The 12,006-nt window shown below is 53.6% G+C and carries 11 protein-coding genes; all 11 read left to right on the forward strand.

The genetic code is table 11. The annotated features are described in order from the left end of the window. Positions 1-25: 25 nt before the first annotated feature. Positions 26-1,351: a 23S rRNA (uracil(1939)-C(5))-methyltransferase RlmD gene (gene rlmD, locus ACRRUX_RS07260; protein WP_432528697.1), complete on the forward strand. Its 1,326-nt coding sequence runs from the start codon at positions 26-28 to the stop codon at positions 1,349-1,351. Between the two features lie 182 nt (positions 1,352-1,533). Beyond that, complete coding sequence (gene relA / locus ACRRUX_RS07265; RefSeq protein ID WP_432528699.1) at positions 1,534-3,738, forward strand: GTP diphosphokinase; 2,205 nt, start codon at positions 1,534-1,536, stop codon at positions 3,736-3,738. A gap of 81 nt (positions 3,739-3,819) precedes the next feature. Continuing rightward, on the forward strand, positions 3,820-4,611 hold the full coding sequence (mazG, locus tag ACRRUX_RS07270) for a nucleoside triphosphate pyrophosphohydrolase (protein ID WP_432528701.1): 792 nt from the start codon (positions 3,820-3,822) through the stop codon (positions 4,609-4,611). A gap of 117 nt (positions 4,612-4,728) precedes the next feature. Further along, positions 4,729-6,366 carry a CTP synthase gene (locus ACRRUX_RS07275; protein ID WP_432528703.1) on the forward strand — a complete coding sequence of 546 codons (1,638 nt, stop codon included), beginning with the start codon at positions 4,729-4,731 and terminating at the stop codon, positions 6,364-6,366. 261 nt (positions 6,367-6,627) lie between these two features. Beyond that, positions 6,628-7,920, forward strand: a complete 1,293-nt coding sequence (eno, locus tag ACRRUX_RS07280) for a phosphopyruvate hydratase (protein WP_432528705.1) — start codon at positions 6,628-6,630, stop codon at positions 7,918-7,920. 97 nt (positions 7,921-8,017) lie between these two features. Then, the gene (gene ftsB / locus ACRRUX_RS07285; protein WP_432528707.1) at positions 8,018-8,317 is read left to right on the forward strand and encodes a cell division protein FtsB; all 300 of its coding nucleotides are present in this window, start codon (positions 8,018-8,020) and stop codon (positions 8,315-8,317) included. A gap of 13 nt (positions 8,318-8,330) precedes the next feature. After that, positions 8,331-9,047: a 2-C-methyl-D-erythritol 4-phosphate cytidylyltransferase gene (gene ispD / locus ACRRUX_RS07290; RefSeq protein ID WP_432528709.1), complete on the forward strand. Its 717-nt coding sequence runs from the start codon at positions 8,331-8,333 to the stop codon at positions 9,045-9,047. Continuing rightward, positions 9,044-9,529: a 2-C-methyl-D-erythritol 2,4-cyclodiphosphate synthase gene (ispF, locus tag ACRRUX_RS07295; RefSeq protein WP_432528711.1), complete on the forward strand. Its 486-nt coding sequence runs from the start codon at positions 9,044-9,046 to the stop codon at positions 9,527-9,529. The genes ispD and ispF overlap by 4 nt, the downstream gene beginning before the upstream one ends. Positions 9,530-9,550: 21 nt before the next feature. Continuing rightward, complete coding sequence (gene truD, locus ACRRUX_RS07300; RefSeq protein WP_432528713.1) at positions 9,551-10,615, forward strand: tRNA pseudouridine(13) synthase TruD; 1,065 nt, start codon at positions 9,551-9,553, stop codon at positions 10,613-10,615. After that, a complete protein-coding gene (surE, locus tag ACRRUX_RS07305; RefSeq protein ID WP_432528715.1) occupies positions 10,612-11,361 on the forward strand; it encodes a 5'/3'-nucleotidase SurE in 750 nt (249 codons plus the stop codon). Before truD ends, surE begins: the two co-directional genes overlap by 4 nt. After that, entirely contained in the window at positions 11,358-11,996 is a 639-nt protein-coding gene (locus ACRRUX_RS07310; protein WP_432528717.1) for a protein-L-isoaspartate(D-aspartate) O-methyltransferase, read from the forward strand. Before surE ends, ACRRUX_RS07310 begins: the two co-directional genes overlap by 4 nt. The last annotated feature ends 10 nt before the right edge of the window (positions 11,997-12,006 follow it).

Here is a 12,006-nt window from a genome sequence, read left to right on the forward strand (position 1 = left end):
GAGATTTATCGATTCTGAGGCCGAAATGGCGCAATTTTTTAAAGCAAAACCAAATAGATCCAAACAACTCTCGGCCAAACTGTCGTTACAGGTAAATGGTCTGGACCATCTGGGCGCAGGTATTGCCCAACATCAGGGCAAAGTGGTGTTTATTCCCGGCGCGCTGCCCGGTGAAACCGTCAGCGTGCAGCTGACCGAACAAAAGAAACAATACGCCAGAGCAAGACTGGTGAAGGTCGAGCAGGCGGCACCTTGTCGTACAGTAGCTGCCTGTCCTCATTACAGTACCTGTGGCGGTTGCGATCTGCAGCATATGACCTTGGATGCCCAGCGTCAGGCAAAAACTGATGCTCTGGCCAATCTGCTCAGCAGGGCCTGGGACAGAGAGGTTTGCGTGGATGAGGTGATTGCCGGTGAACCCTGGCATTACCGCCGGCGGGCAAGACTGGCAACCTGGTACGACAAACAAACCAAAACTCTGCAACTGGGTTTTAGGCGGGAGGCCAGTAAGCAGGTCGCGGCTATTGAGTCCTGTCCGGTATTGGCTCAGGTGCTGTCGGCATTGATTGAACCTTTGAGCGGCCTGTTAAATCGCCTGAGTGTGAAATCATCGCTCGGCCATGTGGAGCTGATAGATGTTGAATCCGGACGTTATCTGGTGCTGCGGGTAACCAGAGCACCGGGGGACAAAGACCGTGCGTTGCTGGCCGAGTTTGCGACGAAACACTCGGTGCAGGTACTGTTGGCTGACAATGATGGCGGCTGCATAGATCTGCAGGGCGCCGCGGTGACTCCGGGTTATCAACTGGGCGAGCTGACGCTGGCTTTTAAACCGGGGAATTTTATTCAGGTTAATGGTGAAATTAATGCCGCCATGGTTTCGCGTGCCGTTGACTGGCTGGCGCCCACGTCCGGTGAGCGGGTACTGGATTTGTTCTGTGGCGTGGGCAATTTCAGCCTGCCACTGGCACAAACCGGCGCACAGGTCATAGGTGTGGAAGGTGTGCCCGAGATGGTGGCGCAGGCCAGTTGTAATGCGCGGCATGCAGGCCTGGCAGAGGTGTCATTCTTTCATGGCGATTTGAGTGCCGATCTCAGTGGTGAGCCCTGGCTTGGGAAAATTGACAAGCTGCTGCTGGACCCGGCGCGCGCCGGTGCGTTTGAAAGCCTGCAGTGGCTTGGGAAAATGAAGCCTGCCAAAGTGGTCTATGTGTCCTGCAATCCGGTCAGTCTGGCACGCGACAGCAAGGTATTGAAAGAGCAGGGCTATCAGTTGGCGAAGCTGGCACTGCTGGATATGTTCCCGCAGACGCATCACATCGAGGCTATGGCTTTGTTTGAACGCTGCTGAAAACTCAGAAAGTGGCGCCAGATTATTGAAAAAATTGTTAAATTCATAGTCTGGATGGAAAACAAGGTAAAAAACTGCGCACTTGGGACGCTGTTGTTTGACAAGCCTCATACAATGCTGATGATAGGCAAATACAGTTGGTGCAGGACTTCGGTCCTGATGTAATAAGGAAGTATGACCTCATGGTATCTGTTCGCGAAGCACACTTTAACGCTCCTGATTTTCAGCTGGAAGAGTGGGTTGACCGTTATGTCGCCGACAGCCGGGAAGCCGGTATGTTGCTGGCGCTTATTCGCCGTGTAGATACCATGGCTAAAGAGCAGCAGACTGAGAGTCGCGAGCTGGTTTCCCGTGCACGGGAAATGGTGGAAATTCTGGCCCCCCTGAATATGGACATTGAGACCCTGCAAGCCGCAGTGTTGTTTGAGGCTATGGAAGCCGGGCTGCTGGATCGCGACAAGCTGGAAGAGCTGTTTGGTGCCAGCATGGCCAAACTGGTGGACAGTGTAGTCACCATGAATGGCATCAGTGCGCTGAAAATCAATAATCAGTCCCGTACCAGTGAACCGCAAATCGACAACATCCGCCGTATGTTGCTGGCCATGGTGGAGGATGTACGTGCCGTGGTGATCAAGCTGGCCGAGCGTATCTGTCTGTTGCGAGCGGTCAAAAACGCCGATGAAGAAACCCGGGTGTTGCTGGCGCGGGAGATTGCTGACATCTATGCTCCGCTGGCCAACCGTCTGGGGATCGGTCAGCTCAAATGGGAGCTGGAGGATATCTCCTTCCGCTATCTGCATCCGGATACCTACAAAGACATTGCCAAACAGCTCGATGGCAAGCGGCTGGACAGAGAAACCTATATCGATAATTTCGTCAGTCAGCTGCAGGCGCGGCTGGATGAAGAGCATATTCGCGCCAAGGTCTATGGTCGGCCAAAACACATCTATTCCATCTGGCGCAAGATGAAGGGCAAAGATCTGGCTTTCGATGAGCTGTTCGATGTGCGCGCGGTGCGTATTGTCACCGAGCGCCTGCAGGACTGCTACGGCGCCCTTGGCGTTGTGCACACTATGTGGCATCACATTCCCCGCGAATTTGATGACTATGTGGCCAACCCCAAGCCCAATGGCTATCAGTCTATCCATACCGTAGTGGTGGGGCCTGAAGGCAAAACCGTGGAAATTCAGATCCGCACGCAGCAGATGCATGAAGATGCCGAGCTGGGGGTGGCGGCGCACTGGAAATACAAAGAAGGTACCAGCGGCAAGCAAAGCGGTTACGAAGAGAAGATCAACTGGCTGCGTAAGATTCTGCAGTGGCAGGAAGATGTGGCTGAAAGTGGCAATCTGGTTGAGGAAGTTCGCTCTCAGGTATTTGAAGACCGGGTGTATGTATTCACGCCATCCGGTGAGGTGGTGGACTTGCCACAGGGCTCGACTGTGCTGGATTTTGCTTATTACATCCACTCTCAGGTCGGCCACAAGTGCATCGGCGCCAAGGTGGATGGCCGTATCGTGCCTTTTACCTACCAGGTGGAAACCGGCGAGCGGATCGAGATCATCACCTCCAAAACGCCCAATCCCAAGCGTGACTGGCTCAATCCCAACATGGGGTATATCAAGTCTTCCCGTGCCCGCTCCAAGATCCAGCATTGGTTTAAGCAACAGGACAGGGACAAGAATATCCTCGCGGGCCGCGAGATGCTGGAGACTGAGCTTGGCCGTCATGGCCTCAAGCTCAAAGACGCCCAATCAGCAGTTGAGCGCTTTAACGTGAGTGCGATGGATGACCTGCTGGCGGCTATTGGTGGCGGCGATGTGCGGCTTAATCAGGTCGTCAATCATATCCAGAGCCAGCTGCGTAATGACGAGCCGACTGAAGACGCTGTGGTCGAGGATTTGGTTAAGAAATCCCAGCCCAGGCAGGCCCGTAAAAATCGTGATCAGGTTGAAGTCAATGGCGTGGGTAATTTGCTCAGCCATATAGCCCAGTGCTGTCACCCGGTACCGGGAGATGAAATTATTGGTTTTATTACCAAAGGCCGGGGTATTTCAGTGCACAGGGAGGACTGCGAGCAGGTTAAAGAGCTGATGCGTCAGCATCCTGAGCGCACCGTGGATGTAGTTTGGGGTGAGAATTATTCAGGGGGTTATCGGGTGAAAATCCGTGTAACCGCCAACGACAGATATGGCCTGCTACGGGATTTGACCTCGGTACTGGCATCGGAAAAATCCCATGTGATGGCCATGAGCTCGAGCTCAGACACCAAGACTCAAACCGCCAATATTGAGCTGGAACTTGAGCTATACGACTCGGATGGCGTATCGCGGGTACTGTCCAAACTTGGGCAGATTGAAGGAGTGTTTGATGTACGGCGCAATTAACTGCGACAGTTATTGTGGCCGTTATTGAGATAGTTACTGCAATAGTTATTGAGTGAGAAATTGAGCCAGGAAACAGAGTTGATGTCATCCAATCTCGAGCGACTGCTCGCCATTATGGCCAAACTGCGGGATCCCAAAGACGGTTGTCCCTGGGATCGGGCGCAGGATTTCAAATCCATCGTGCCTTTTACCCTGGAAGAAGCCTATGAAGTGGCCGACACCATAGAGCGCATGGCCTGGGACGAGTTGCCGGATGAGCTGGGCGATCTGCTGTTTCAGGTGGTGTTTTATTGCCAGCTGGGTAAGGAGCAGGGCAGCTTTGATTTTGACCAGGTTGCCGGACGTATCTGTGACAAGTTGACCCACAGGCATCCCCATGTGTTTGGCGATCTTAAAGATCTGTCCAGCGAACAAATCAAAGCCAACTGGGAGCAGCTTAAGGCAGATGAACGGGCCGACAGAGAGCTGCACAGTGTGCTGGATAACATTCCCAAATCTCTGCCGGCACTGTCACGCGCCGCCAAAATTCAAAAACGGGTCGCCAGAGTCGGGTTTGACTGGGATAACACCGCCGATGTGGTGGCCAAAATCCACGAGGAAGTGGATGAAGTGCTGGCCGAGTTGACTGTTGACCAGCCGGATAAGGCCAGGGTGCAGGATGAGATGGGGGACTTGCTGTTTGCCGTGGTGAATCTTGCCCGCCATTTGGGTATTGAGCCCGAGCAGGCGCTGCGTCAGGGCAATGACAAATTTGAGCGGCGCTTTCGCCAGGTCGAGCAGTTGGCAGAGCACAGCGGCCGCGCCATGACAGACCACAGTTTGAATGAGCTGGAAGCATACTGGCAGCAGGCCAAGTCACAGGAATCGAAATAAAAGCGAATTTTCCCGGATTCCTGTTTGTCTCGCCGGGGCGACTTGAGTATACTGTTGCCCCGTCCTAGTGCTTTCTTACAAGCACGCTATATTCAAATTCATTTTCTCAGGTTCAGCATGACTACTAGGTATATCTTCGTCACCGGCGGCGTGGTTTCGTCGTTGGGTAAAGGCATTGCAGCAGCCTCTCTGGCAGCCATTCTCGAGGCACGTGGCCTCAACGTCACCATCATGAAGCTGGATCCGTATATCAACGTTGATCCAGGCACTATGAGCCCAACCCAACACGGGGAAGTATTTGTTACTGAGGACGGCGCAGAAACAGATCTGGACCTGGGCCACTATGAGCGTTTCATCCGTACCAAGATGAATCGTCGTAACAACTTCACCACCGGTCGTATTTACGAAGAAGTACTGCGTAAAGAGCGTCGTGGTGACTATCTGGGTGCCACTATTCAGGTGATCCCGCACATCACCAATGCCATCAAAGAGAAAGTGCTGGAAGGTGGTGAAGGTCATGACGTTGCCATCGTGGAGATCGGCGGCACTGTGGGTGATATCGAATCCCTGCCATTCCTGGAATCTATCCGTCAGCTGGGCGTTGAACTGGGCCGTGATCGCTCCATGTACATGCACCTGACTCTGGTGCCATTCATTGGTCCTGCTCAGGAAGTGAAGACCAAGCCAACTCAGCACTCTGTCAAAGAGCTGCGTTCTATCGGTATTGCGCCTGACATTCTGGTGTGCCGTGGCGACCGTGCGATCCCTGCCTCTGAGCGTGCCAAGATCTCTCTGTTCTGTAACGTGGAAGAGCGTGCGGTTATCTCCCTGAAAGACGTTGACTCCATCTACAAGATCCCTGCGCTGCTGCGCTCTCAGGGGCTGGATGAGCTGGTGGTTAAGCGTTTTGGTTTAAGCTGCCGTGAAGCTGATCTGTCCGAGTGGGAACAGGTGATTTACCAGGAAGCCAATCCTAATGGCGAAGTGACCATTGGTATGGTGGGCAAGTACATCGAACTGCCTGATGCCTATAAGTCAGTAAACGAAGCTCTGAAGCACGCGGGTCTGAAGAACCGTGTGTCTGTAACCATCAAGTACATCGACTCTCAGACTGTTGAAGCCAAGGGTGATGAAGTGCTGGCGGGGCTGGACGGTATTCTGGTACCGGGTGGTTTCGGTGAGCGTGGCGTGGAAGGTAAGATCCTGGCTGCCAAGTACGCCCGTGAAAACAACATTCCTTACCTGGGTATCTGTCTGGGTATGCAGGTGGCACTGATTGAATTTGCCCGTCATGTTGCCGGTCTGGCCGGTGCGCACTCCACTGAGTTTGACAAGAACACACCACACCCTGTTGTGGGTCTGATCACTGAGTGGACCGACAAAGAAGGTAACGTAGAGCAGCGTGATGACAGTTCTGATCTGGGCGGCACCATGCGTCTGGGCGCTCAGCTGTGTCACCTGATTGAGGGTACCAAAGCGGCGACCGCTTACCGTGGTGCCAGCTGTATCGAACGTCACCGTCACCGTTATGAAGTGAACAACAACTATGTTGAACGTCTGGAGAAAGCCGGCCTGGTATTCAGCGGCCTGTCTACTGACCGTAAACTGGTTGAGATGATTGAACTGCCAAACCACCCTTGGTTTGTGGCCGGTCAGTTCCATCCTGAGTTCACTTCCACACCGCGTGATGGACACCCACTGTTTGAAGGCTTTGTAGCCGCGGCCAGAAGCTATCAAAAAGGCAGTGTAGAGTAATCATTCAAGCCGGTCCCCTCACAGGGAACCGGCTTTTTTTTGCATTGGGACGTGCAAAAAGTCATTGCGAACCACGGGGGCAATAGCTCATCATATTGCCCCCACATAAATCCGGACAGTTTCTATAAATATCTGTGTTTTCATGGAGCTGAGTCGTACCGCGTTGGATGAAAACCGGCCATTTTGCCGTTTTTACCACCTCGACCAGCCACAACGCAATTATTTATGTGAATTGATAATTAGGACTAAATCGAGGGCATTATGGCTAAGATTATTAATGTGATCGGTCGTGAGATCATGGACTCCCGCGGTAACCCAACCGTAGAAGCAGAAGTACACCTGGAAGGTGGTTTTATCGGTATGGCAGCTGCGCCATCCGGCGCCTCTACCGGCAGCCGTGAAGCGCTGGAACTGCGTGATGGCGACAAGACCCGTTACCTGGGTAAAGGCGTGCTGAACGCTGTCGCCAATGTAAACGGCCCTATCCGTGACGCCCTGCTGGGCAAAGACGCCACCGCTCAGGCTGAGCTGGATGGCATCATGATTGCGCTCGATGGCACTGAAAACAAAGACAAGCTGGGCGCCAACGCCATTCTGGCTGTGTCTCTGGCTGCGGCCAAGGCTGCTGCTGCTGCCAAGGGCATGCCACTGTACGCCCACATTGCTGAGCTGAATGGCACCCCTGGTCAGTACAGCATGCCGCTGCCGATGATGAACATCCTCAACGGTGGTGAGCACGCCGACAACAACGTCGATATTCAGGAGTTTATGGTTCAGCCTGTGGGCGCCAAGAGCTTCCGCGAAGGTCTGCGTATGGGCGCCGAGATTTTCCACAACCTGAAGAAAGTGCTGTCTGCCAAAGGCATGAGCACCTCTGTGGGTGACGAAGGGGGTTTTGCCCCTAACCTGGCATCCAACGCCGATGCCCTGGCCGTGATCAAAGAAGCGGTTGAAGCTGCTGGTTATAAGCTGGGCACAGACGTGACCCTGGCGCTGGATTGTGCGGCCTCTGAGTTCTACAAAGAGGGCAAGTACAAGCTGTCCGGTGAAGGCAAAGAGTTCAGCTCCAATGAGTTCTCTGACTACCTGAAAGACCTGACTGAGCAGTACCCAATCGTGTCAATTGAAGACGGTCTGGATGAGTCTGACTGGGACGGCTGGGCTTACCAGACCCAAATCCTGGGCGACAAGATCCAGCTGGTGGGTGACGACCTGTTCGTGACCAACACCAAGATCCTGAGCCGTGGTATCGAGAATAAGATTGCCAACTCCATTCTGATTAAGTTCAACCAGATTGGTTCGTTGACTGAGACGCTGGCCGCTATCCGTATGGCGAAAGAAGCCGGTTACACCGCGGTCATTTCTCACCGTTCAGGTGAAACCGAAGATGCCACCATCGCCGATTTGGCTGTGGGCACAGCAGCGGGCCAGATCAAGACCGGCTCACTGTGCCGCTCTGACCGCGTTGCCAAGTACAACCAGCTGCTGCGCATCGAAGAGCAACTGGGTGAAAAAGCGCCATATCGTGGCCTGAGCGAGATCAAAGGTCAGTAATTTCATTGACCAGAAAAAAAGGCCACCCCAGGGTGGCCTTTTTTGTTGTACTATTTGGCAAATATCACTGTTCGCTGACGTTTGTAATTATCTGGCCATGAAACGCTTTTTGTTTGTCCTGATCCTGCTGCTGGGAATGCTGCAATACCGACTCTGGCTGGGCGAGAACAGTCTGCCGGAGTATTTTTCGCTGAAACAGCAGATCCACAGCCAAATGGAAAGCAATGGCAAACTGATTGAACGAAATCAGGTGCTGCGCGAAGAGATCAGCGACCTGCGCCGGGGCACAGAAGCTCTGGAAGAGCGGGCCCGCAATGAACTGGGCATGGTGAAAGAGGGGGAAACCTTCTACCGTGTGGTTGGCAGCGAACAGTCTCCTTCCCGAACTTACGATTGATGACTCCCGCTTCATGGAAAAACAACAGACTCTGGCCATAGTCCCCGCCGCAGGTATCGGCGCGCGAATGGGCGCCGACATTCCCAAGCAGTATTTGATGCTGGGTGAGCAATGTATTTTGGCTCATACCCTAGACAGCCTGCTGGCACATCCTGCCATTGATGCCGTGGTGGTAGCCCTGCATCCTGATGATGTGTGGTTTGCCGCTCTGCCGCAATCCCGTCATCCCAAAATTCGCACCGTGCTGGGGGGGAAAGAGCGGGCTGACTCTGTATTGGCGGCGCTGCAAAGCCTCTCCCCTGAGATTGCCCAAAATGCCTGGGTATTGGTGCATGATGCGGCACGTCCCTGCCTGCACAGCCGGGATATCGATAAGCTGTTGGCAGCAAGGCAGCAATTCCCGCAGGGGGCGATTCTGGCCATGCCGGTGCGCGATACCATGAAGCGCGCAGGTGTTAAGGGGGAGATTGCCCAAACAGTGTGCCGTGAAAATCTCTGGCATGCGCTGACACCACAGATGTTTCCGGCAGATGAGCTGGCGCAGCAACTTGCTGCTGCGCTCGCGGCCGGTACCGTGGTGACTGACGAAGCCTCTGCGATGGAGTGGGCAGGTATCAACCCGGGGCTAGTCAGCGGCCGGGCCGACAATATCAAGGTGACTCATCCGGATGATTTGCCACTGGCTCAACTATTTTTGCAGGCCCAGAGCCTCAATAAGGATACTCAATGAAAATGCGTATCGGACATGGCTTTGACGTTCATAAATTCGGTGGTGAATTACCATTGATCCTCGGCGGTGTGGAAGTACCTTACGACAGCGGCTTAGTCGCTCATTCAGATGGTGATGTCGTGTTGCATGCCATTTCTGACGCGATATTGGGCGCGATGGCGCTGGGGGATATCGGCAAACATTTTCCGGATACCGATCCACAGTTCAAAGGAGCCGATAGCCGGGTGCTGCTGCGCCATTGTTATCAGCTTGCCAAAGACAAAGGTTTTGAGCTGGGTAATCTGGATGTCACCATTATTGCCCAGGCTCCAAAAATGTTGCCCTATATCCAGGCGATGCGTCAGGTGCTGGCCGATGATCTGACAGCAGATATTGAGCAGATTAATGTAAAGGCGACAACCACGGAAAAACTGGGATTTACCGGTCGCAAAGAGGGGATAGCGGTTGAGGCAGTGGTGCTGATGACGGCCGTAACCCGGTAAATTGAAGTGACAGATTTTAATATGAATGAACTGACCTATCTGTATGGCAAGCCTGACGTCAGTGCAGATCTGCGGACCTGTAATGCCGATTTCATGGTGCAGGAGATCCTGCCGTTTTTACCCTCTGGAGAGGGTGAACATCATCTTTTGCATATTCGCAAGGATGGCCTGAATACCGTGCAGGTCGCTAAAATGCTGGCAGAATTTGCCGGTGTGCATCCCAAAGAGGTGACTTATGCCGGCCAGAAGGACAAGAATGCGGTCACCGAGCAGTGGTTCGGCGTTCGCATTCCGGGCAAAGAAACGCCAGCGTGGCATCAGCTGAACAATGAGTCGCTGACTGTATTGTCGGCGGCCCGTCACAGTAAGAAGCTGCGTATCGGCGCTCTTGCCGGTAATCGTTTTAAACTGACCCTGCGCAATGTATCTGATGTACAGGCTCTGGTTGCCCGGGTTGAGCAGGTTAAGCAAGGCGTGCCCAACTATTTTGGTGAGCAGCGTTTTGGCCATGACGGCCGTAACCTGGACCAGGGCAGAAAAATGTTTGCCGGTCGTAAGGTGAAGGACAGAAATAAACGCAGTATGTACCTGTCGGCGGTGCGCTCAAACCTGTTTAACCTGATGGTGTCAGAGCGCCTGATATTGCATGGAACACAGCGATTGGCGGGCGATTGCGTCATGCTGACTGGCAGTCGTTCTTTCTTCGTTGCAGAGCAATGGGACGAGATTCTGATAAAACGTCTGGCCGAGCGGGATATCCAGCTGTCGGCGCCTTTGTGGGGCCGCGGGGCTTTACCATCTTTGGCTGAAGCCGCAGCACTGGAGCAGTCAGTCATAGTGAAATATCAATTGGCGGCAGACTGTGACGGGCTGGAAAAGGCCGGGCTGGATATGGAGCGTCGCAATCTGTTGCTGTTCCCTGAGATGCTGAAATATCAGGTCGAGGGCACCGATACTTTGGTGCTGGAGTTTATGTTGCCCGCCGGCTGTTTTGCGACATCGGTACTGCGTGAACTCTGCGCATATGAGGATGTGCAGGAGAGGGAATTTCAGGCGTATCTCGCTGCCAAGCAGGCAGAGCAGTGATGAAAATACTGATCAGCAATGACGATGGTGTGCATGCACCAGGAATCCGGATTCTGGCGGAAGAGCTGGCAGGCATTGCTCAGGTGATGGTGGTGGCCCCGGATCGTAACTGCTCTGGCGCAAGTAATTCACTGACCTTGACCAACCCATTGAGAATTAATAGGTTGGACAACGGTTATGTGTCAGTGAATGGCACTCCAACAGACTGTGTGCATCTGGCAATCCGGGAACTGTACGAGGATGAGCCGCACATTGTGGTCTCCGGGATCAATGCAGGTGCCAATCTCGGAGACGACACCCTGTATTCGGGAACTGTGGCGGCGGCCATGGAAGGACGTTTTCTGGGGCTGCCAGCCATCGCAGTATCGCTGGTTGGACGTAAATTACAGCATTATGCGACAGCAGCACACTATGCTCGCCGTATAGTCGAGGGCTTACTGCAATCTCCTTTGGCAGCAGATCAGATATTGAACGTCAACGTGCCTGATTTGCCGTTGCATGAGATTCAGGGGATAAAGGTAACTCGCCTGGGCTCCCGGCACAGAGCGGAGGGGATGGTGCGAACTGCAGATCCTGCCGGGCGGGAAATCTTCTGGCTGGGTCCTCCCGGTGAACAGCAGGATGCCGGTGAGGGAACGGATTTTGATGCACTGGCTAATGGTTATGTCTCTATCACGCCCTTAACCGTAGATTTAACCGCATATCGCCAAATAGGCCCACTACAGGACTGGATCGAAAAACTATGACAGGCTTTGCCTCAACAACCGCAGCACAAAATCTTGCCCGCAAGCTAAATGAGGCTGGGATCCGGGATCACCGGGTGCTTGAGGCAGTTGCCCGGACACCGAGAGAAATATTTCTGGATGGTGCGCTGGCACACAAGGCCTATGAGAACACGGCGTTGCCCATTGGTCAGGGGCAAACCATATCTCAGCCCTATATTGTTGCCAGAATGACGGAATTGGTCATGCAGATCAATCCTCAAAAGGTACTTGAAATCGGTACCGGCTCAGGATATCAGGCGGCTATTTTGGCAAGACTGGTGCCCCAGCTTTGTACCGTGGAGCGCATTAAGAGCTTGCAAATTCAAGCCAGACAACGTTTGAAACGACTCGATTTACACAATGTCGCCTTTAAATATGGTGATGGATGGCAAGGATGGGCAAACAAAGCTCCTTATGACGCCATTATTGTCACCGCAGCGGCGGCGACTTTACCTCCTGTGCTGACTCAACAACTGGCCCTGGGGGGGCGACTGGTGATCCCGGTCGGGGAAGCGCAGCAGAGTTTATTGCTGATCACCCGTACTGAACAGGGGGTTCAGCAGGAGGTGGTTGAAGCGGTTCGCTTTGTACCTTTGGTTAACGGTGAGTTGGCCTGACATTATCACA

Source organism: Shewanella sp. GXUN23E (assembly GCF_050865035.1).
Taxonomy (GTDB): Bacteria; Pseudomonadota; Gammaproteobacteria; order Enterobacterales; family Shewanellaceae; genus Shewanella.